Genomic DNA, 20,479 nt, shown 5'->3' with positions numbered 1-20,479 from the left:
TAATCAGGCTCATGCGGAGCCTTGGGAGGCCGGATCATGGACCCCTGGCAATTGGCGACGACGGCGCAGCGCCGCATCAACGTTCTCGCGGCCCTGGCTCTCGTGAGTTGGACTCTCGTTTGTCTCGCTGGCTTCAATTCGGCTTCCACCGAACGCGTCAGCGCATTTGTTGTCAGCGCTTCCATCAAGGATGCCGGTGCCTTCATCGAGAGTGCCGACGCGCCTTCAATTGTGGAACGTCAAGAGCCATCTCTCACCGCAACCGCCGAGCCTACGCGCACGCCGCCTGCACTCGCCCTGGCAAGCGCCGCCATCGATCACATCGATGTGCCGATCCCTGCCGCATCCGTGATCGACAAAGCGCCTGACACGACGAAAGCTCCTGACACGACCGCAGGCTCGGATGAGCCGAAACCTGTTGTCGTGGCCGCACTGACCGATCCGGCGGAGGTACTGCCGCCCGAAGTTTCTTCCGCCGAGATTGCAACGACGATCACGCCCGATTCCGCACCCGACAACGCCGCGCAGGCTGTGCGCACCATCGAAATCAACGAGGAATGTCTGGTCGTGGAGCCCTGCATCGATCGCTATTTGTGGGCCCTGTACGAACGCGCGCCCAAGATCGACGCCATCAAGGTGCATGAGCGGAGGAAAGTGACAGTCAAGAGGAAGGGCAAGACGGTCACTGTCACCAAAACCTTTACCAGGCGTGTCGACGAGGATTTTACGTGGAAGGACCCGAAGGCCGCGGAAAGAGCCGGCATGACCATGATGGACTACGTGATCGGCGGCATGGACAAGAGCTTCAAGCTGAAGCTCTTTCATATGCTACACGCGGCGGAGCAGGCCGGGCTCTCGCCCGGCATCACCAGCGCATTTCGCGATGACTACCGTCAAGCAATCGCCAGCGGCCTGAAGGCGGCAAGCGATCGGTCCTACCATGGCGGGAGTTTGCGTGGCGGCTACGGCCGCGGACTCGCGGCTGACCTGGTCAGCGTCAAGGGCGCAAGCCGGGGACAGCGATGGGTCTCCACGGAAAAGTTCTGGAAATGGATCGATGAGCACGGCAAGGAATTTGGAATCGGGCGGCCCTACCTCGACAGGGATCCGCCGCACGTCGGGCCGATCGACGGCAAGGAGTACGCCTCCCGCCGCGGCGGAACCAAGACGCAAGACGCGCAAGCGAGTGCAAAGAAGCGCGTCCGTGTGACCGCGCGGCACGATCACAAGCGGCACGATCACAAGGCAGCAAAACCGGCGAAAACCGCGAAATTGTCCAAAGGCAGGACCATGTAACCGGTCCACGAACGCGCTTACCGCCATTGGTGGGAAGCGAGTAGCCCGCATGAGCCAACGGGTCGCGCGAATGCGCGCCCGATGACAGGCTCCGCGACATGCGGGACGGAATGAAGTTGACGCGTATTCCCTAGCGTCGCGAACTGGCCGCAGCGACCGTCAAGGCGATCGCTGCGGGATCGCAGCAGAGCACCATCAACAATATCAGCCAGCGAACCGCGGCTTCGGGTGCGGCACCGACCATCATCGCGAGATACTGGATCGGTCCTGCGGATGCCTCGATGCGCGAACGTTCGCCGGCCAGCGCCGCGCGTTGCGCCTGCAGTCCAACCAGCGTTGCGGTGGCCGCCTGGCGCTGCGTATCCAGCCCGTCCCGTGTCGCGCGCTCCTGGGTTGCGATGTTGATGGCCCGCGTCACCCGGCCGCGCCGCGTCGATTCATCCACGGCACGGTCGATTTGCGCGATGCGGTTGGCCAAATCGGCAACGACAGCCGATTGCGCCGAGACACGGGCGTCGATCGATTCGATGCGCTCGGTGACGCCGGAGCGCGCCGTGGCCGCAACGCTGACATGCGCCTCCACCAGCTTGCCGAATACGCCGGCGGCGTTGATCAGCGCAAGCCCGGCAACGAGCGCGACCATGACGAAACGCATTTTCCAGTTGGTCCGGCGCCAATGCGCCGCCAGCCATCCGGCGATCACCAGCTTGCCGGCCTCCATCGTGGCGGCAAGCACCATCACGGCAACCGGATCACCGGGAAATATTTCGGCCATGCCAGCGACCGAAAAATAGGCCGCAACCGTTGCCAGCGCGAGAGCCGCGGCAATGGCAAAGGTCCGGCTTGTGCGCTCGCTCGTTGGTGGGGCGGGAACGGGAGAAACGATCTCAGGCACAGCAGGCGCGGCGGATACCGGCGGTGGCTCAAGCGGCGCGCTGGGCACCTCCGGCTCGCTGCTGATCTCAGTAACCTTGACTTCCGTTGCCTTAACTTCCGTTGCCTTGTCTTCCGTTTCCTTGTCTTCCGTTGCCTTGGCCTTGGTCGCCCTGCCGGCCTTGGCACGCCCCGCCGCTGAAGCGGAGCGGCCACGTTTCTTTGCTGCTGGGGGCGTCTTGCCGGACGGTTCAGTGCTGAACTCTTCCGCCGGTGTTGCCACCAATCTGGGGGTGCGAGGTGAGGCGTTGGCCCAGGCATCAAGCTGATGCCTGATGCGCGCAGCATCATTATCGCCGTCCGTCAGTTCGGTTGCGGAGATCGCTCGCGTGGTTGCACGGCCTGTCATGGAGCCCCCGGAAACACGGCGACAACTGTCCCCGACTCGTGATCGTTGGCAACGTTTTCGACTTGCTCGCCAATCGCAAACTTCGACATCGAAAACTCCTCTTGGATTCGTCGATGCGATTATATCCCCACGAGCGGGCCGTAGCTGCTCAACGATTCGCCTTCCGGAATTTAGGACGCCGGTTGTTGCACGAATGTCTCATCCTGCTCGTCGTGCGAAACCGCTTCACACGTTGCACGCGAAGCGAACATGGCGCGATGTCAGGATTGAGTCCGAAATGTCGTCGAGAACAAAATCAGTCGGACAATCCAAATCTTCCATGCGGCTGAGCGTCCCTACGTTCCGAACGACGCCATGCATAAGTGTTGCTGCATAATGACAGTCAGGCTAATCCGCCGCCGAGACCGTAGTTCTACGCTTTGCGAATCGCCCACGCCCGGATTCTACTTTCACCGCAATTGTTTCCCTTGAGCGTTCGACTAGATCGTCCCGCGCCGAAATCGGCGCGGCTTTGCAGTGCGTAGTTTTACGGGCCGATTTCCTTATGGGCCGGGCGCGCAGCCTGCTGGCACGAACCCTGCATGGCGTGAGCGAACCGGGTATTCAGCAACGAAGGTCACCCATGCTCGTTACTCTCGTCGCCGTTCTCTGCAACAGCCAGCTCTGTCTCGAAAAAATCGTCACCACCAGTGACCAGTCCGGCATCACCATGAGCGCCTGCGCGGTCAACGCGCAGATCGGAATTGCCGACTGGCTCGCCAAGGGCCCGTATCGCGAGTGGCGATTGCAACGATACAAGTGCGTGCTCGGAAAGTACGTTCCGAAAAACGAAGCCTGAGGCGCCGCGGGCTGCCTCACGCTGGCGCGGTTGTTTGCCTGATATAACGAACTTGCTTGCGTCAACGTTCGGAGACATGACTTAACCTTCTCGCGGCGCGGCTAGCGCCCGAGGTTTGCTTGAACCTTTTCCCTCAGAACAGAGGGAGCAGGGAATGCCGGGTGCTTGCTGCACCCGCGGTCTCGTGTGCAAGAGATGGAGTGAGATGCGCACACGAGCATACAGGTACAGCCGGAGCACTCCGGCATTCCCTGCGCAATGGTTTGACGGCTTATGCCGTGCTCTCCCTGGAGACGAATTCCTCTTGCCTCCATCACTGCCGGCTTGATGGCCAAATCGATCCGGTTGGATCAAATTCGCCACCGGCAGCTTGGCACCAGCCACGGGTGTCAGGACCACACGGTTTTGCCGTACGCTTCAGCGCCGTACGTCCTGCGCGCCGTGTTCGCTCACGGATAACCGCCCTGCGAACAACTTCTCGCGCCTAACGCTGCTGCGTCCACCGCATCTCACCGCACGTTCGTGACGATCGCGAAGCGCCCCTCATCTGCCGTGAGACAAGCGGAGTTATGCCGGTGATTTGGGCGAGAACGAAAGCGGAATATTTTTGTTTCCGGGGCTTGACACGATTTCTGAAAATCAGAAGTGATTTGCCCCGTTGGGCCGGTTTGTCGCACGCCGCTGCACGAATTTGCGCTTGTGCCGCAATTCGGGGTGTAATTCGATTTCTTCTTTGGCCTTGGCTGTCATTTGATCTCGCCTAGCTGTTCAAGCGTTTCTGTGACTTCCCAAGCCATCTGCCTCATTGCTGCCGAGGCGGCTTCAATCATAGCCCTTGGTGAGCCGTCAGCAGAATTCCCAAACATGCCAGCCCCTGCCTTCAGGCGGACATAGGCAGAGTCTGTCAACTCTCCAACGTGGCTTCCGCCATCTTGGTGCCTGAGCGCAAATACAAGCCGCCTTCGGGTTAGCTGTGGCGCTCCGGCAGAGTGGCTGCGCTCGACATCTTCCTTTGTCCACCAAGTCTCAAATCGGACGAGGGTCGGCGGCGGGTCTTTCCCACCGACAAACCGCGGAACGCATCTCATTCCGCCCAGTCCGCCCATGAAACCCGTAAGAGGCGGTGAGGAAAACGCAACCTCCATATTCGGAGGGCTTGGATATCTTCCGGTCGAAACGAACCGCAGGCCAGACCGCAATCCCAACTGCGTCAGTAGCGATACAATCGATCCACCATCGTGAACCAGGGTGAAGACGGCGGTCGCGAGTCGGGCCGCCTCCCATTCGTTGCCCTTGTCATAGCCCTCGCATGAAGCGGCAAGAGCCTGCCGCTGCTCGCTCAGGAGTTGGATCAGTTCGCCTCTGGGTCTTTTTGCGCGCACATAGCGAGAAATACGTCACGGGCAACGTCTGGCGCAATGTCCGCCCCACAAACCCCACAGATTTCGCAAATCGTATCCACACCCGCCTTAAGCATCGCGGGCGTGATTTCGCAATTGCGGTGACTGTGCACGTAATCGGGCCGGAATGTTTAGTGCACTGTCACCGTAATTCGCGTAATTCGGTGACTTGATGTTGCAGATAAATCCCGCCTCCTCTGCCGTCATTACGTGACCGCCGAGCTCGTGAGCGAGCCCAATGCAGCGCTCGATAGAGCCCGTGCCGTTGGATGCCCACGGGACCGCCGACAGCAAAAAAGAACTGCCCACTTCATTTTCCCCGTGAAGCGTGCAATATCGTAAAAATTGTAGGGGGTCGAAAATGCAATTGGCTGAGATACTGGGCCGCGCCACTCCGCCGGAGGACGCGCGGGCGACAATGGAATTTGAGAAGATGCGCTTCGAGCTGTCGTGGCGCTATTTCGACTTTCACGCGAAGCAGCGCACGCAGCTATTCCACTTCTTCATCATCCTTGCGCCGTTCATGTTCGGCGGGTGCTTCTACCTGTTCAAAGAGCGGGACTTGGTCGGGTTCATGCCGGGCCAGATTGCTTCGTGTGCCGGTGCTATTCTAGCAATCATCTTCTTTGGGCTGGACTGCCGAAACCGCCAGCTTATTCGACTGAGCGAGCGGACCATCCGGCTCATCGAAGCCCAACTTCTATTCACTGACTTTCGGGCAATTACAGAAAACGGGTCCACGTTCAAAGGTGTGCTGACGACCGAAGAGGCAGAGAACGAGGGGCGACGCTTCAAGTTTGTCCGCGGCCATAGCTGCTTGGTCGGCGCGGTCTACTTCCTGGCATTCGCCGCCTTCGCCGCCCTACTGATCTACTCAGTCATGGTGCAGCAGGGCAAAGTCGTCCTGCCGTCATCTAAACCGACGCAGGTCCAAATGATCGGGAGCACCCGATGAGGACAGATGATCCGCGCTTGGCTGAAGCACATGAGAAAATGCTCGCCCGTGTCGCGAGCTACAACGAACGGATGCTCACCGTTCTAAAAGGCCACCTCGCCTTCGAGGATTTTCTAAATGGTCTTCTGAAAAAGGCGCGACGACGCATAAGGGGACGAACGTTCAACGGCAAAGTCGACGTAGCCCAGAAGCTCTTGATACGGGAGCTCGATCAGAAGTTCTGGTATCTCGTTGAAGCGGGCAACGATCTGCGGAACGCGGTCGCCCACGGCGATAAGCATGGCACCATTGGTGAACGAATTGACGATCTCCGCAGAGCTCTCATTGCGGCCAATACGCCTGAGCAGAAGAAGTACATCGAGGGAATGACCGAAAATCAGATGATCTCCAGCGCATTTAATCAATGCGGGAGCGAGGTGGTCGCTGCGACGGAAAAGCTCAGCAGTGGAGGTCAGAAGTAGCGGCTCACGCGACGCCAAACGCGATCCGAGAAGGCGCGGAAGGCTCCAGTTACTGGAACTCTGCGCCTTATCCTTCTCTTGAATACTGTACCATGCCGATTGAAGGGCAAATGAAATGGGGTGGGGATAGCGGGGATGGCGAGCCTAGCGGAGTTGTACGTTCGTCTGGACCCGTATGAGGCGTCGGAAGACGAGTATCAGCGGCTGGGGGAGCACGTTCATGAAATGGCGATCGGGGCGGCGCTGCAGAATTACGGCGGCGGCGTCACGGTCGAAGTCACCATTATCGCCGGCTCGGCGAAGATCAAAGTTCGAGTGATGCAGGCCATCCTCGCACTCGATTTGATTTATGGCCACATGGCCGACTGGAAGGGCTTCAAAGAGCAGGTCATTTCTACGTACGAGTCGAGCGTCAGCTTCCTAAAAACAATGGCGGAGACTGTACCAGACATCGCCAAGGCGAACCCTCGTCAGGTGAAGCGCGTTGAGAAGCGATATAAAGCGTCCGGCAAGTTGAAAGAACTCGTCGAAAGGGTCGAGCAATTGCGAGTTGCCAAAGTACCCCTGGAGACAGCGCGACCGCTGCTGAGAGAAATACAGCGGCTGGCGGCGGAAGCTGAAAAGGATCTGACGGGCGAAGAGCGCGCCAAACTCTTGGAGGGTATGTCGGAGGCAGTTCCTGAACTCGACGACGAGCATCTTGTCAGCGGAGCGGTCATGAAAGTGGCATTGCCACCAGTTGCTCCCAGGCTTCCGCTACCGGAGGGCACGCAAGTCGCTGAGAAGCCGGCAAAAGGGCGACGGCGGAAGTCCAAAGTCGTATTTCATAAATCTACAGACTTGCCGCGCACGAAGCGTATTCCACGGTGAGGTTTTATTCTTGATCTGCGAGAACTCGTATTGTGCCATCCTCCTGAATGCCTAGTCGAAAGAACTGCCAAGCAGTGAAAAAGTCTAGGCACGTATTCCAATAAAGCAAACGAGGATCGTCTGTTGCAGCGTCGGGGAACATATCACTACGGCGCTGAACCGAACTCAGCTTGCGCGCAATCGCCGGACATGGGCCGCATTGCGGCCGTTGAGGAAGTCGATCCAGACGCTGCCGTCGGCAGCGATCACCCAGCCCCTTGCCCCTTACGACTACGGGCGAGGTTGCCGCGCCAGCGGTACTTGCCAAAAGCCGCACCGACGTCCTGCTGCCCGCGCAGCCTGATCATCAGGCGCAGCGCCTGTTCTACCGTCTGCTTCTTGGTTTTCTGGCCAGAGGCTTTCTGCGCTTCGGCCATCAACGCGTCGTCGATTTCGATATGGTGCGCATGACCAGTCTCGACAGGATGTGTATGGATCGAGGATATTATACACATACAGGCAGCTAGCCCGCAGAATGGGTGGAGCGCAGCGATACCCATCAAACACAGCGTATGACAGTGATGGGTATCGCTTCGCTCCACCCATCCTACGAAATTACGAAATCGGCTTTAGCCCCGCCTCGATCTCCGCCCGCCGCGGCTCGAGGAATGGCGGCAGCGCCAGTTTCTCGCCGAGCGCTTCCATCGGCTCATCCGTCGCAAAGCCCGGGCCGTCGGTGGCGATCTCGAACAGGATGCCGTTGGGCTCGCGGAAATAGAGGCTGCGGAAATAGAAGCGGTCGATCTCGCCGCTGTTGGGGATGCGGAGCTCGTTCAGCCGCTGCGTCCAGGCGTGGTACTGCGTCTCATCGGGGGTACGGAACGCGACATGGTGCACACCGCCGGCGCCCTGGCGGGCGATTGGCGAGGCCTTGTCTTCGAGCACATGCAGCTCCGCGGCGGGGCTACTCTCTCCCTTTGCCTCGCCCATCTCGAATACATGAATCTCCGCGCCGTGGGCGGCATATTCGCGCACGCGGCGCATGTTCATGACCTCGGTCAGCACGAAGGCGATGCGCGACAGCTCGTGCACGGTCAGCACGATCGGACCGAGGCCGCGGATCTGGTGCTCTGATGGCACCGGGCTGCGCTCCCAAGGCGAGGCCGGCCCCACACCGCCATCGTCGACCAGCACCAGCCGCTGCCCCTCGCCGTCCTCGAACGGCAGCGTCAGGCGGCCATCGACTTCGATGATATCGCGGGTCGCCGCGCCCGCCTCCTTGAGGCGATCCCGCCAGTAGCCGAGGGTCTTCTCGCCGGCGACGCGCAGCCCGGTGCGCGAGATCGAGTTGGTTCCGCGCCGCTCGGGCGCGGCGGGAAAATCGAAGAAGGTGAGGTCGGTGCCGGGATTGGCTTTGCCGTCCGCATAGAACAGGTGATAGGCGCTGACGTCGTCCTGGTTGACGGTCTTCTTCACCAGCCGCATGCCGAGCAGGCCGGTGTAAAACGCCAAATTCTCCCGCGGCTTCGCCGAGATCGCGGTCAGGTGATGAATTCCGCCTAGCTGCATTGCGTTATCCTTGTAGTCACGAAAAATCGCCTGGGACAGTTGGGCCTTCTGCCGGATCATGTAGGATGGGGCCGAATAATTGGCCAGCGGCAGCATCGCCGCCCGAAATCCCGACACCGTCATTGCGAGCGCAGCGAAGCAATCCATTCTTCTTTATGCGGCGCCATGGATTGCTTCGCTACGCTCGCAATGACGGGGAAACACCAAGCTACCTACCAATGTCAGTGTCATGATCCCCCTCCTTCGTCCCATCCTTGCCTTCGCGATCATGCTGGCGCTTGCCGCATCATCGCTCGCCCAGACACCCGCCCCCGTCGACCTGCGCATTCTCGCGATCAACGATTTTCACGGCTACCTTCGTCCGCCGCCGGGCGGGATCACGATCACCGATCCCGAAGACAGGGCGAAGAAGATTACCGTCGAGGCCGGCGGCGCCGAGCATATGGCGACGCTGGTGCGCCAGCTTCGCGGCGGGCACAAGAACTCGATCTTCGTCGCGGCCGGCGACTTGATCGGCGCCAGCCCATTCCTGTCCGCGATGTTCCATGACGAGCCGACGATCGAAGCGCTGTCGATGATGGGGCTGGCGCTTTCCTCCGTCGGCAATCATGAGTTCGACGAGGGCAAGGACGAACTCTTGCGCATACAGAATGGCGGCTGCCATCCGGTCGACAAATGCCAGGGGCCGCACCCGTTTACTGGCGCGAAATTCCGCTATCTCGCCGCCAGCACGATCGAGAAGAGCAGCGGCAAGACCGTGTTTCCTCCATATGAAATCCGCGCGTTCGACGGCATCCCGGTTGCCTTCATCGGCCTGACCTTGAAGGGCACCCCTGGCCTCGTTGCACCTGTCGGCGTTGCCGATCTCGAATTCCGCGACGAGGCGGATACGGTGAACGCGCTGATCCCGGAACTGAAGGCGCGCGGCGCCGAGGCGATCGTCGTCCTGATCCACGAAGGCGGATTGCCGACCGGCGATTACAACGAATGCCCTGGCGTTTCGGGGCCGATCGTCGATATCGTGAAAAAATTCGACAAGGCGGTGGATGTCGTGGTCTCCGGCCATACTCATCGCGCCTATGTCTGCGAGATCGATGGACGGCTCGTTACATCAGGCGACAAATACGGCACGCTGGTCACCGCGATCGATCTCAAGCTCGACCCTGTTACGCGCGACGTCATCAGCGCCAAGGCCGACAACACCATCGTCCGCACCGCAACGCTGGCGAAGGATGCGCAACAGACCGCGCTGATCGAATCCTATGACCGGCTGGCCGCGCCGATCGCCAACCGTCCTGCGGGCTCGGTGACGGCAACGCTGTCGCGCGTGCCCAATGCTGCCGGCGAAAGCCCGCTCGGCGACATCATCGCCGATGCGCAACTGGCCGCGACCAGCAGCGAGACGAAAGGCGGCGCGGTCATCGCCTTCACCAATCCCGGCGGCGTGCGCGCCGACGTAACGCGCAAGGAAGATGGCGCGGTGACCTATGGGGACGTGTTCGCCAGCCAGCCGTTCCGCAATCAACTGGTGACGTTGACGCTGACGGGCAAGCAGATCAAGGACATGCTGGAGCAGCAATGGCTCGATCCGAAGCGCCCGCGGATCCTGCAGGTGTCGAAGGGATTTACCTATGCGTGGGACGCGACCAAGCCTGACGGCGAGCGTGTGCTGCCGGAGCGGATGTTGCTGAACGGGCAACCGGTCGATCCGGCCGCGAGCTATCGCGTCACCGTCAACAATTTCCTTTTCGTCGGCGGCGACGGTTTCACCGTGCTCACGCAAGGAACCGCGCCGCAGGTCGGCATCTATGATGTCGACGCGCTACACGCCTATTTTGCGGCAAACAGCCCGGTCAGCCCGACCGCTGCCGATCGCATCACCAGGATCAACTGAGCCGAAAGGCCGGAGGCCTTTCCGAGCGGCTCTTAAGAGCCTAGATTAGCCGATCCTTACCGGTGCGTTCCTTATACGCCAGGATTTTTGCATGACGCTGCTTCTGACCCATACCGCCTGTCTCGACCATGTCACGCCTCCGGGGCACCCCGAGCGCCCCGACCGGCTGCGCGCGGTTGCCGAGGTGCTGGGGGAAGAGCGTTTCAAACCGCTCTCGCGTGGCGATGCGCCGGAAGGCAATCTGGATTCCGTGACGCTGTGCCATGGCGAACATTATATCGGCGAACTCCGCCACATCGCCCCTCAGAGCGGGATGATCTATATCGACGGCGACACCTCGATGTCGCCGGGCACCTGGGAAGCGGTGATGCGCGGCGTCGGCGGCGCGGTGGCGGCGACGGATGCGGTGATGTCCGGAACCCACCAGAACGCCTTCGTGGCGGTGCGCCCGCCCGGTCACCATGCCGAGGTCTCGAAGCCGATGGGCTTCTGCTTCTTCGACAATGTCGCCATCGCCGCACGTCACGCCCAGCGCAAATACGGCATTGGCCACGCCGCGATCGTCGATTTCGACGTCCATCACGGCAATGGCACGCAGGACATCTTCTGGCACGATCCGACCGTGATGTATTGCTCGACGCACCAGATGCCGCTGTTTCCGGGCACCGGCGCCAGCGGCGAGCGCGGCGAGCATGACACCATCGTCAATGCACCGCTGGCTTCCGAAGACGGCAGCGCAAAATTCCGCGCCGCGTTCGAAAACCTGATCCTGCCGCAATTGCAGAAGTTCTCGCCGGAACTGATCATCATCTCCGCCGGCTTCGACGCGCATTACCGCGATCCGCTGGCCTCGCTCAACCTGAAGGCGGACGATTTCGGCTGGGTCACCCGCAAGCTGATGGATGTGGCGGACCAAAGCGCCGGCGGACGGGTTGTCTCGGTGCTGGAGGGCGGCTACGACCTGCAGGGGCTGAAAGAGTCGGTGGCGGCGCATGTCACAGCGCTGATGGGCGCGTAAATCTCCGCCACAATAGATCCGCAAAGCCCTTTGTTTTGACGCGTTTTCTTCGCGCGTAGCCGGTACCCACTTCGCTTGAAACGCTATAGATTCCGTGCCTGAACGGGGCGCATTCGGGAACTCGATATGGCCGAAAATAACCAGATGGACGTCAAAAAACTCTCCTTCGAGCGGGCGATCGAGGAGCTTGAATCGATCGTGAAACGGCTCGAGGACGGCAAGGTGCCGCTGGAGGAATCGGTCGCGATCTACGAACGTGGCGAGGCGCTCAAGCGCCGCTGCGAAGAATTGCTGCGGCAGGCGGAGGCCCGCGTCGACAAGATCACGACCGATGCGAACGGCCAGGTCACGGGGACCGAGCCGCTCGACGTGCAGTAACGCTGCCGTCTGGCCTTTCGGGCTTCGCGCAACAATCGGGAATATCGGGCGAATTCCGCCCTCCCGGCCGTGGGAGGCGGACCAGCCGAATTAGTTCTTTGCCCCCCGCACAGCCTGATATAGTCCGCCGACATTTGGGGACAGTACGTGCGCGTCGAGCACCGCCATATCATCTATATTCAGGGCTACGATCCGCGCGGGCTGGCGCAATATTACCGCATGTTCCGGACCGAGCTGCGCAAATTCGGCCGGCTTTATCAGCTCCAGGCCACCATCAGCCGGCCAAAGGTGGCGTCCGACGACGAAATCGCGTCCTGGACCATCGATACCACAGCCTCCGACTGGCAGACACGCACGTCCTACGACTTCTTGCGATTCGAGGACTTCATCCAGCAAGACCTGGCGTCGCCGATCTGGCGCACGGTGTTCAGCGCGGTCTGGATCTATTGGCGCCTCGTCTTCGCCGGCACCATAGCCCGCTTCGGCAAGGCGAACTGGCGGTTCGCGACCTTCATCACCTATCCGCACCTGGTGCTGTTGCTGCAAGCCGCTTGTGCTGCGGCCGTCTCCTTCGTGTTCGAGAAAGGCCTGAACGCCATCGGCATTCCCGACGCATTCAGCATCGCTGCCGCCACCGCCATCTTCATTGCCCTGCTTGGCACGGTGCTGAAATACACCGAGAATTCCACCTACGTGCTTTATCTCCTGTGCGACACGATCTGGACCTGGGAGTTCTCGCACCGCGAGCGCCCGGAATGGGACCAGCGCATCGACCGGTTTGCGCAGCATCTGGTCAATGTCGCCAAGAGCACCGACGCCGACGAGATCGTCATCGTCGGCCATAGTTCCGGATCGTTCCTGTCGACGGAAATGCTGGCGCGCGCGCTGAAGCTCGATCCCGCGCTCGGCCGTCACGGGCCGCGGATCGTGCTGCTGACGATCGGCGGCAATTTCCCGATCGTCGGCTATCACGCCGTATCGAAAGAGTTTCGCGAGCATCTGCGGATGCTGGCGGTCGAGCCGTCGGTCGACTGGATCGACTGTCAGGCCCGCAAGGACGTGATGAATTTCTACCAGTTCGATCCGATTGCCAGTCACGGCATCGACGTCGGGACCGCCCGGCGCAACCCGAAGATCGTGCCGGTTCGCTTCCGTGACATCATCCGGCCCGAGCACTACGAGAAATTCCGCTGGCAGTTCTTCCGCGTGCATTTCCAGTTCGTGATGGCCAACGAACTGCCCAACGCCTACGACTTCTTCATGATCGTCTGCGGACCGGTCCCGCTCAGCGCGCGCATGGCCGTCCCCGACGCTGCGCTTGATGTCGCCACCGGCGATTCCGAAGCGCGAGATCGGGCCTGGAAGAGGATCGAAGCGGCCACGACCGAGCCCGAAAATTCCTCCGATCTGGGCAAAATGGAACCTTCCGCTCGCCGCCGCGGTTGAACAATCTCGACTTTTCGGCGACTCACCCAGGAACCATCCTGGCTCACCGGGTTGGCTTTGGCGGTAGCTTTGGTGTAAAGCTTGCCGTTCTATGGGCTAAAAAGAGAGGGCCTGTCACGGATTTCCGACGGCAGTAAGCACTTCAAATAGCTAGAGAAACTGGCCGGGAAGGGTTAAAGGCGACCAACGTGATGCATGTCACAGGGCTAAAACCGGAGTGCATCTAGGCTTTCAAATCAGGTACCGGCCTGCCGAGGTGGCACCCGGCGTCTGGATTTTCACGGCGCGGTTAACGCGCTTCCCGTCTCGCGTCAGGCCCTTCGTCCTGACATGCAAAATTGGAATATCGCTGTGACCACATATAGTAAAACGCCGCTTCTCGATACCATCCGCACGCCCGAGGATCTTCGCAAGCTCAAGATCGAGCAGGTGCGGCAGGTCGCGGACGAGCTCCGCCAGGAAACCATCGACGCCGTTTCGGTGACCGGCGGCCACTTCGGCGCCGGCCTCGGCGTCGTCGAACTGACCACCGCGATCCACTACATCTTCGACACGCCGCGCGACCGCCTGATCTGGGACGTCGGCCACCAGGCCTACCCGCACAAGATCCTGACCGGCCGCCGCGACCGCATCCGCACGCTGCGCACCGGCGGCGGCCTCTCCGGCTTCACCAAGCGCACCGAGAGCGATTACGACCCGTTCGGCGCCGCGCACTCCTCGACCTCGATCTCCGCCGGCCTCGGCATGGCCGTGGCGCGCGACCTCGCCGGCGGCAAGAATAACGTCATTGCCGTGATCGGCGACGGCGCTATGTCGGCCGGCATGGCCTATGAGGCCATGAACAATGCGGGCGCAATGAACTCGCGCCTGATCGTCATCCTCAACGACAACGACATGTCGATTGCGCCGCCGGTCGGCGCGATGAGCGCGTACCTGTCGCGGCTCTATTCCGGCAAGACCTACCGCTCGCTGCGCGAGGCGGCCAAGCAGATCAACAAGCGTCTGCCCAAGATCCTCGCCAACCGCGCCAACCGCGTCGAGGAATATTCCCGCGGCTTCATGATGGACGGCGGCACGCTGTTCGAGGAGCTCGGCTTCTATTACGTCGGCCCGATCGACGGCCATAACCTCGACCATCTGCTGCCTGTTTTGAAGAACGTCCGCGACATGGAAACCGGCCCGATCCTGGTCCACGTCGTGACGCAAAAGGGCAAGGGCTACGCCCCCGCAGAAGCTTCCGCCGACAAGTATCACGCCGTGGTCAAGTTCGACGTCGCCACCGGCGCGCAGGCCAAGGCCAAGCCGAATGCGCCGGCCTACCAGAACGTGTTCGGCCAGAGCTTGGTCAAGGAAGCCGAGAAGGACGACAAGATCGTCGCCATCACCGCCGCGATGCCGTCGGGTACCGGCGTCGACATCTTCAACAAGTCATTTCCGGAGCGCACCTTCGACGTCGGTATTGCCGAGCAGCATGCGGTGACGTTTGCGGCCGGGCTTGCCACCGAAGGCTACAAGCCGTTCTGCGCGATCTACTCGACCTTCCTGCAGCGCGGCTATGACCAGGTAGTCCATGACGTTGCGATCCAGAGCCTGCCGGTCCGCTTCGCGATCGACCGCGCCGGCCTGGTCGGCGCCGACGGCGCCACCCATGCCGGTTCGTTCGACAATGCCTATCTCGGCTGCCTGCCGAACTTCGTCATCATGGCGGCGTCCGACGAAGCCGAACTGGTGCACATGGTCGCGACGCAAGTCGCGATCAACGACCGGCCGAGCGCGGTGCGTTATCCGCGCGGCGAAGGCCGCGGCGTCGAAATGCCGGAAGTCGGTATTCCGCTCGAAATCGGCAAGGGCCGCATCGTCCGCCAGGGCAGCAAGGTCGCCCTGCTCTCGTTCGGTACGCGAATGGCCGAATGCGAGAAGGCCGCCGACGAACTCGCCGCCCACGGCCTGTCCACCACCATCGCCGACGCGCGCTTCATGAAGCCGCTCGACGTAGATCTGGTGCTGAAGTTGGCGCGCGACCACGAGGTGCTGCTCACCATCGAGGAAGGCTCGATCGGCGGCTTCGGCTCGCATGTCATGCAGACGCTGGCCGAACACGGCATGCTCGACGGCGGTTTAAGGATGCGTGCGATGATCCTGCCCGACGAGTTCATCGACCACGATTCGCCGAACGCGATGTATGCCCATGCCGGCCTCGACGCCAAGGGCATCGTCGCCAAGGTGTTCGACGCGCTCGGCAAGGACTACAAGACGGAAACCGTCAAGCTCGCCTGAGGCACAGCGCCCCTTCGGTTCTGACCCGATCAGAACCGAAGGTCTGGCTCTTTCGCAGGTAAATCCATGAAGATCTATCTGGCAGGTCCCGATGTGTTCCTGCCGGACGCCATCGAGATCGGGCGCCGCAAAGCCGCGATCTGCGCCCAGTATGGGCTGACCGGCCTCTATCCACTCGATAACGCGGTTAACCTTGCCGCCGCCGACGCGTCGCTTTCGATCTTCAAGGGCAATGAAGCAATGATGGATGCGGCGGACGCGATCATTGCCAATCTTACGCCGTTTCGCGGCCCCAGTGCCGACGCCGGCACGGTCTATGAACTCGGCTACATGGCCGGTCGCGGCAAGCTCTGCCTGGCCTATAGCAACGACCCCGCAATCTATGTTGAGCGCGTAAAGCGGAACTACGATGTGACCAAATCCGCCACCGGCCAACTGATCGACGGCGACGGGCTGACAGTGGAAGATTTCGGCCTGCCCGACAATCTCATGATGATCCACACGCTCGATCTGCATGGTGCTAGACTGGTGACGCCGCGGCAGCGGCCGCAAGATATCTGGCACGATCTCACCTCGTTCGAGGCCTGCGTCGCTCTGGCGGCGGATCGCGCCACCGGCAAATCGGACTAAACTTGGCTGACAAAAGCGACAGCGAAACCTCTCCCCGCAAGCGCGTGGACGTGCTGCTGGTCGAGCGCGGCCTGTTCGAAAGCCGCGCCCGCGCACGCGCCGCGATCGACGCTGGTGGCGTGACGGCCGACGGCAGGCCCGTGCTGAAGGCGTCGGAGACGATCGCCGCCAATGCCGAATTGTCCGCCCAGCCCGCGCACCCTTACGTTTCGCGCGGCGGCGTCAAGCTTGCCGGCGCGCTGGAGCAGTATCCGATCGAGATCGAGGACCATGTCTGCCTCGACGTCGGCGCCTCCACCGGCGGCTTCACCGAGGTGTTGCTGGCGAACGGCGCGAGCCTCGTCTTCGCCATCGATGTCGGGCGCAGCCAGTTGCATCCCTCGCTGCAGAGCCATCCCAGAGTCGTGTCGATGGAAGAAACCGACATTCGCCAGTTCGAGGGCAAGCGCCTGCCCGCCCGGCCCGATGTCGTCGTTATCGACGTTAGCTTCATTTCCTTGAAGGCGGTGCTGCCGGTGGCGCTGTCGCTGGCCGCAGCCCCGATGCATCTGCTCGCGCTGATCAAGCCGCAGTTCGAGGCGGAACGAAAGCACTCCAAGCACGGCATCATCCGCAACGCGATGGTGCATCAGGCGATCTGCGACGACATCTCGGCGTTCGCCGCCTCGCTCGGCTGCACCGATATCCAGGTGTTTCCGTCGTCGATCAAAGGCGGCGACGGCAATATCGAGTTCTTCATGGGCGCGCGCCGTGGCTGAGAGCGAACGCCTCGTCATCGACCATGTCGGCCATCACGGCGACGGCGTCGCCATATCAGGCGGCGGCAACATCTATGTGCCGTACGCACTCGGCGGCGAAACGATAGAGGCCGGTCCGGTTCCCGGCCACCATCCTGACCGCCGGCGATTGCTCAAGGTCGAGACAGCGAGCGTCGAGCGCGTCGCACCGTTCTGCCCGCATTTCGGCGTCTGCGGCGGCTGCGCGATCCAGCACTGGGAAGCCGAGCCCTATCGCGCCTGGAAGCGCGGGTTGGTGGTGACGACGCTCTCGCAGGCTGGAATCGATTGCGACGTCGCAGCCCTCGTCGATGCCCATGGCGCGGGCCGCCGGCGCATCACCCTGCACGGCCGAATCGGAACGCATGGCGTGCTCAAGGTCGGCTATGCAGCGGCCGGTTCGCACGACATCATTCCGATCGACCGCTGCCCGATCCTCGATCCGCAATTGAGTGGCGCGATCGAGGCCGCCTGGGCCATCGCCGAGCCGTTGATCGCGATGGGCAAGCCGCTCGACATCCAGATCACCGCGACCAATAGCGGCCTCGACCTCGATGTGCGCGGCTCCGGGCCGGTATCTTCAGCCATGATCGCGCGGCTGTCGCGCATCGCCGAACAACACCGGCTCGCGCGGCTGACGCGCCATGGCGAACTGGTGCTGATGCGAACGCCGCCCGTGATCTCGATTGGCGCGGCGCAGGTCACGCTACCGCCCGGCTCGTTCCTGCAGGCCACGGTGGCGGGCGAGGAGCAGCTCGCCGCGCTGGTATCGGATCATTGCAAGCGCGCCAAACATATCGCCGATCTGTTCTGCGGCGTCGGCCCCTTCGCACTGCGGCTTGCGGCGAAGTCGCGTGTCACCGGTTTCGACAGCGACGCCGGCTCGGTAGCAGCCTTGCAGAAGGCCGCGACCTCCACCTCAGGGCTGAAGCCGGTCAAGGCCGAGGCACGCGACCTGTTCCGACGCCCGCTGATGCCGCAGGAGTTGCGCGACTACGACACGGTGGTGTTTGACCCTCCGCGGCAGGGCGCGCAAGCGCAGGTGACCCAGCTTGCGGCGAGCAAGGTGCCGACGGTGGTTGCCGTCTCATGCAACGTCCCGACCTTCGCGCGCGATGCGAAGATCTTGATCGACGGCGGCTATAAAATCGAAGGCGTCATACCGGTCGACCAGTTTCGCCACACGCCGCATGTGGAATTGGTGGCGCGGTTCAGGCGCTGAGGCCAGCGATATGGCTATCGCGAGCGCAGCACCCTTCGATATACTGCGCGCCGGTCCCTCGCAGTTCGTCCATGTCACACGATCCGCTCCTCACGCGCATCACTCCCCTCCTCGCCGATGTCCCCGGCATTGCCGCCATCGTGCTCGGCGGATCGCGGGCGCGCGGAACGGCGCACGACGCATCCGACTATGATATCGGCCTCTACCATGCTGACAGCGCCGATTTGGATATCGACCGGCTCCGCGAGGTGGTGAAAGCCATCGTCGACGAGCCGGACGCCATACGCGTGACTCCCGTTGGCGAATGGGGGCCATGGATCGTGGGCGGCGCGTGGCTCGTGATCGGCGGACGCAAGGTCGACCTGCTCTACCGGAGCATCGAGAAAGTCGCGGAGACGATCGAAGCGTGCCGGAGCGGCGACATCGGCATGTATTACCAGCCCGGCCATCCGCACGGCTTTTGCTCCGCGATATGGATGGGCGAGGTCGCGCAGTGCCGTCCGCTGCACGATCCCGATGGAGTAATCGCAGCATTGAAGGCGAGCACGTCGCCCTACCCGCGCGCGATGCGCGATGCCCTGATCCGGCGCTTTCAATGGGAAATTTTGTTCACCATCGAGAATGCCGAGACCGCCCTGCCGCGCGGCGACAGCACGCATATTGCCGGCTGCGCCTACCGAGCCCTGGCTTGCCTGGGACAGGTTCTGTTTGCCCTCAACGGGCAATATCTCATCAACGAGAAAAGCGCGTTGACCGCGGCCGCCAGTTTTCCCGTGACGATTCAGAGCCTGACGAGCCGGGTCGCCGATCTCTGGCGATTGATCGGATCCGGACAGCACGAGGCGGCACTACAGACACTGCGTTCGCTGGAGCATGATATCAGGGAGATGTCGGCCTCTAGCCTCGCCTGAATGTTCCTACCTCCCCCACCCATCCTGCCAGAAACCTTAGGATGGGCAGACCAAGCATGCCCACCGTTTTGCTTGCACAAGGATGACGGGCAAGGCGCTAACACGCCTTTGCCCACCCATCTACGCAGCTACTGCCTCGGATAGTGCACGTGTGAATCACAACGGCGATTGCCATTGCGCTTCAATCAAGGTTGCATTACTAGTATAATATACTCTCAGATTGATTGCGCCCGTAATGGGAAAATTGGGGATTGCCGCGATGAGGAATCGCCCGAAGATTATTGTCGTCAATAGAAGTCCGCCTGCGAAGCGATCAAAAATCGACATCGCGCTCATCTCTCTCGGACTTTCAATTTTGACCAGCGCCGCTGGGGCTGGCTGGGCTTTCTTCAACTATGCAGATACGCGTCAACAGCATGTCCAGCAAACTCAATCGCAATGGCAGCAGGAGATCAGCGGTCTCATCAAGGAAGTTTACAATAATGAGAGTGCGTCCACCGGCACCGAAACTGCCAGGAGCGTTCAAGGTGCGCGACGGAGTGTGCTGATACAACAGATCGAAGCGGCCCTTAAGGAGGGAAAGCAACAGAAGTTCAACCAACCTCCTGAGGTATTGAGTATACTTGGCTTCACCTACGCAGGCGCCGGACACGTCGAACTCGCGGCCGAGCACTGGCGGCAAGTCGCGGATTCCGAAACTGTCGCGCTGGCAGTGCGACTGCCGGCTGCGATGGCACTTCGCCGATTTACGCTCGAAGGCAGGTCCCCTTCATCAAGTGAGAAAATCAGTGAGGAAAGGCTGAACAGGCTGATCGATCTGGTTTCCACAAACGATCGCCAGCCTGCTGTCTACACTCTTGTACAGTGGGCAACGACCGAAATATCCTTTCGCAATTTTGACAAGGCCATAGCACTGCTGGAAAGAGCCAGCAAATCTGCCGGATCGGCAGAATGTAATCCGGGCCTCAGAAGGGAAATGCGGACGAACATCCTGTCCATAGCTTGTACGCTCGAAAGTAAAAACAAGCAGGGCGTCCTTTCCGTCCTCAAAGGACTGTACCAAATTTCCCCGGAAGACAAGAATTGGTGTCCCAGCGATAGAAGTTTAGCCGATCTCGAACTGACCTGCGACAATCTTCGGGGCAAGGAAATGCTGACTGCACCCGGCATTTTTCCCACCATCGAAGCCCGTCCCAACGCAGGAAGTTCCCTACAGAACTAATCCGCCAATGCGCGTGACAACGATTGCCGGAATTGATCTCCAGTGGCGAGATGCC

18 protein-coding genes are annotated in these 20,479 nt (G+C 61.3%); 15 read left to right on the top strand and 3 right to left on the bottom strand.

What is annotated here, in order from left to right; genetic code table 11:
• Positions 1–36 precede the first annotated feature (36 nt).
• A complete protein-coding gene (locus V1292_RS16350) occupies positions 37–1,296 on the top strand; it encodes a hypothetical protein (protein WP_334373750.1) in 1,260 nt (419 codons plus the stop codon).
• Positions 1,297–1,426: 130 nt separating this feature from the next.
• Here the strand turns inward: V1292_RS16350 and V1292_RS16345 are convergent, their stop codons facing one another.
• On the bottom strand, positions 1,427–2,578 hold the full coding sequence (locus V1292_RS16345; RefSeq protein WP_334373749.1) for a hypothetical protein: 1,152 nt from the start codon (positions 2,576–2,578) through the stop codon (positions 1,427–1,429).
• A 622-nt stretch (positions 2,579–3,200) separates the two neighbouring features.
• Between V1292_RS16345 and V1292_RS16340 the strand changes: the two genes are divergently transcribed.
• The 4 genes from V1292_RS16340 (at position 3,201) to V1292_RS16325 (ending at position 7,102) form a co-directional block, all read left to right on the top strand.
• Positions 3,201–3,416: a hypothetical protein gene (locus V1292_RS16340; RefSeq protein WP_057843360.1), complete on the top strand. Its 216-nt coding sequence runs from the start codon at positions 3,201–3,203 to the stop codon at positions 3,414–3,416.
• A gap of 1,761 nt (positions 3,417–5,177) precedes the next feature.
• Positions 5,178–5,771, top strand: coding sequence for a RipA family octameric membrane protein (locus tag V1292_RS16335; protein ID WP_334373748.1), 594 nt, complete (start codon positions 5,178–5,180; stop codon positions 5,769–5,771).
• Entirely contained in the window at positions 5,768–6,232 is a 465-nt protein-coding gene (locus V1292_RS16330) for a hypothetical protein (protein ID WP_334373747.1), read from the top strand. The genes V1292_RS16335 and V1292_RS16330 overlap by 4 nt, the downstream gene beginning before the upstream one ends.
• 135 nt (positions 6,233–6,367) lie before the next feature.
• Complete coding sequence (locus V1292_RS16325; protein WP_334373746.1) at positions 6,368–7,102, top strand: hypothetical protein; 735 nt, start codon at positions 6,368–6,370, stop codon at positions 7,100–7,102.
• Between the two features lie 245 nt (positions 7,103–7,347).
• Here the strand turns inward: V1292_RS16325 and V1292_RS16320 are convergent, their stop codons facing one another.
• Together V1292_RS16320 and V1292_RS16315 are read right to left on the bottom strand one after the other, a co-directional pair.
• On the bottom strand, positions 7,348–7,533 hold the full coding sequence (locus tag V1292_RS16320; RefSeq protein WP_334377067.1) for a type II toxin-antitoxin system VapB family antitoxin: 186 nt from the start codon (positions 7,531–7,533) through the stop codon (positions 7,348–7,350).
• 163 nt (positions 7,534–7,696) lie between these two features.
• Positions 7,697–8,650: a ring-cleaving dioxygenase gene (locus tag V1292_RS16315; protein ID WP_334377066.1), complete on the bottom strand. Its 954-nt coding sequence runs from the start codon at positions 8,648–8,650 to the stop codon at positions 7,697–7,699.
• A gap of 229 nt (positions 8,651–8,879) precedes the next feature.
• On the opposite strand from V1292_RS16315, the gene V1292_RS16310 reads away from it, so the two are divergent.
• The 10 genes from V1292_RS16310 (at position 8,880) to V1292_RS16265 (ending at position 20,424) form a co-directional block, all read left to right on the top strand.
• Entirely contained in the window at positions 8,880–10,544 is a 1,665-nt protein-coding gene (locus V1292_RS16310; RefSeq protein WP_334373745.1) for a bifunctional metallophosphatase/5'-nucleotidase, read from the top strand.
• Positions 10,545–10,635: 91 nt separating this feature from the next.
• On the top strand, positions 10,636–11,562 hold the full coding sequence (locus tag V1292_RS16305; protein WP_334373744.1) for a histone deacetylase family protein: 927 nt from the start codon (positions 10,636–10,638) through the stop codon (positions 11,560–11,562).
• 126 nt (positions 11,563–11,688) lie between these two features.
• Positions 11,689–11,940, top strand: a complete 252-nt coding sequence (locus V1292_RS16300; RefSeq protein WP_028346794.1) for an exodeoxyribonuclease VII small subunit — start codon at positions 11,689–11,691, stop codon at positions 11,938–11,940.
• Between the two features lie 147 nt (positions 11,941–12,087).
• Entirely contained in the window at positions 12,088–13,386 is a 1,299-nt protein-coding gene (locus V1292_RS16295; protein WP_334373743.1) for a hypothetical protein, read from the top strand.
• Between the two features lie 330 nt (positions 13,387–13,716).
• A complete protein-coding gene (gene dxs, locus V1292_RS16290) occupies positions 13,717–15,663 on the top strand; it encodes a 1-deoxy-D-xylulose-5-phosphate synthase (RefSeq protein ID WP_334373742.1) in 1,947 nt (648 codons plus the stop codon).
• 66 nt (positions 15,664–15,729) lie between these two features.
• Entirely contained in the window at positions 15,730–16,293 is a 564-nt protein-coding gene (locus tag V1292_RS16285; protein ID WP_334373741.1) for a nucleoside 2-deoxyribosyltransferase, read from the top strand.
• Positions 16,294–16,295: 2 nt separating this feature from the next.
• Positions 16,296–17,051, top strand: a complete 756-nt coding sequence (locus tag V1292_RS16280; protein ID WP_334373740.1) for a TlyA family RNA methyltransferase — start codon at positions 16,296–16,298, stop codon at positions 17,049–17,051.
• Entirely contained in the window at positions 17,044–18,291 is a 1,248-nt protein-coding gene (locus V1292_RS16275; protein ID WP_334373739.1) for a class I SAM-dependent RNA methyltransferase, read from the top strand. Before V1292_RS16280 ends, V1292_RS16275 begins: the two co-directional genes overlap by 8 nt.
• Positions 18,292–18,362: 71 nt before the next feature.
• Positions 18,363–19,202, top strand: coding sequence for a nucleotidyltransferase domain-containing protein (locus tag V1292_RS16270; protein ID WP_334373738.1), 840 nt, complete (start codon positions 18,363–18,365; stop codon positions 19,200–19,202).
• Between the two features lie 259 nt (positions 19,203–19,461).
• Complete coding sequence (locus tag V1292_RS16265) at positions 19,462–20,424, top strand: hypothetical protein (protein ID WP_334373736.1); 963 nt, start codon at positions 19,462–19,464, stop codon at positions 20,422–20,424.
• The last annotated feature ends 55 nt before the right edge of the window (positions 20,425–20,479 follow it).

The organism is Bradyrhizobium sp. AZCC 1719 (assembly GCF_036924525.1).
Taxonomy (GTDB): domain Bacteria; phylum Pseudomonadota; class Alphaproteobacteria; order Rhizobiales; family Xanthobacteraceae; genus Bradyrhizobium.
Note: the sequence above shows the minus strand (reverse complement) of the source record. Positions and strands in the feature narration are given on the sequence as shown.

Excerpts from the sequence above, each read along its gene's own strand:
- V1292_RS16335 (WP_334373748.1), top strand. The coding sequence starts at position 5,178 with ATGCAATTGGCTGAGATACTGGGCCGCGCCACTCCGCCGGAGGACGCG.
- V1292_RS16345 (WP_334373749.1), bottom strand. The coding sequence starts at position 2,578 with ATGACAGGCCGTGCAACCACGCGAGCGATCTCCGCAACCGAACTGACG.
- V1292_RS16340 (WP_057843360.1), top strand. The coding sequence starts at position 3,201 with ATGCTCGTTACTCTCGTCGCCGTTCTCTGCAACAGCCAGCTCTGTCTC.
- V1292_RS16305 (WP_334373744.1), top strand. The coding sequence starts at position 10,636 with ATGACGCTGCTTCTGACCCATACCGCCTGTCTCGACCATGTCACGCCT.
- V1292_RS16310 (WP_334373745.1), top strand. The coding sequence starts at position 8,880 with ATGATCCCCCTCCTTCGTCCCATCCTTGCCTTCGCGATCATGCTGGCG.
- V1292_RS16285 (WP_334373741.1), top strand. The coding sequence starts at position 15,730 with ATGAAGATCTATCTGGCAGGTCCCGATGTGTTCCTGCCGGACGCCATC.
- V1292_RS16350 (WP_334373750.1), top strand. The coding sequence starts at position 37 with ATGGACCCCTGGCAATTGGCGACGACGGCGCAGCGCCGCATCAACGTT.
- V1292_RS16330 (WP_334373747.1), top strand. The coding sequence starts at position 5,768 with ATGAGGACAGATGATCCGCGCTTGGCTGAAGCACATGAGAAAATGCTC.
- V1292_RS16265 (WP_334373736.1), top strand. The coding sequence starts at position 19,462 with ATGAGGAATCGCCCGAAGATTATTGTCGTCAATAGAAGTCCGCCTGCG.
- V1292_RS16300 (WP_028346794.1), top strand. The coding sequence starts at position 11,689 with ATGGCCGAAAATAACCAGATGGACGTCAAAAAACTCTCCTTCGAGCGG.
- V1292_RS16315 (WP_334377066.1), bottom strand. The coding sequence starts at position 8,650 with ATGCAGCTAGGCGGAATTCATCACCTGACCGCGATCTCGGCGAAGCCG.
- V1292_RS16270 (WP_334373738.1), top strand. The coding sequence starts at position 18,363 with ATGTCACACGATCCGCTCCTCACGCGCATCACTCCCCTCCTCGCCGAT.
- dxs (WP_334373742.1), top strand. The coding sequence starts at position 13,717 with ATGCAAAATTGGAATATCGCTGTGACCACATATAGTAAAACGCCGCTT.
- V1292_RS16325 (WP_334373746.1), top strand. The coding sequence starts at position 6,368 with ATGGCGAGCCTAGCGGAGTTGTACGTTCGTCTGGACCCGTATGAGGCG.